We start from the raw sequence: 560 nt of genomic DNA on the forward strand, positions 1-560 counted from the left end.
ATACTCTCAGAACTTGCGTTCGGTGTGAAGGGTAAAAAAAGAGGGAATTCGTACTTGTAATTCCCTTTTAACGCTATCCATATTTCCTATTTTTGCCTTCTGGACATACGCTATGTTCTCTATCAAACCATACCAAGTTGAATATATTTTTATCTATGTATCCAAAAATTCTTTTCACTTTACATACTCTTATCTCGTAAATAGACTCATCTGGCGAAATATGAGGCGGTTGTTTTATGTCTCTAATGATCTTAACCCTAAGTCCCGAATGTTTCAATACATCATTCCATGTTAATTGCTCCATTTGATTGAATGTGTTCATTAAATCTTTAAGTTCGTTAGGAGCCCATTCATACAAAGTCCATTTATTTTTATCTATGCTTGAAAATTTAAACACAGGATTTAGTTTGAAATAATCAACATTGTCTTTAATCATGAGAGCGTCTTGTGGAACTTTGGTTTTTTTATTATTATGTTTTACAACGTTCTTATTCTTGCCCAAAATTAAGATTCACCCTCATAGATTTTCGTGTAATAACTTTTCATAGTTTCAATACTTA

General features: G+C 31.8%; 1 protein-coding gene. It reads right to left on the reverse strand.

Going from position 1 to position 560, the window contains the following annotated elements:
- Positions 1-73: 73 nt before the first annotated feature.
- Positions 74-502 (reverse strand): hypothetical protein, encoded by a 429-nt coding sequence (locus RCF13_RS09170; protein ID WP_308141084.1) that lies wholly within the window; start codon positions 500-502, stop codon positions 74-76.
- Positions 503-560 lie beyond the last annotated feature (58 nt).

It is taken from the genome of Stenotrophomonas maltophilia group sp. RNC7, from assembly GCF_030910085.1.
GTDB classification, from domain to species: Bacteria; Pseudomonadota; Gammaproteobacteria; order Xanthomonadales; family Xanthomonadaceae; genus Stenotrophomonas; species Stenotrophomonas sepilia.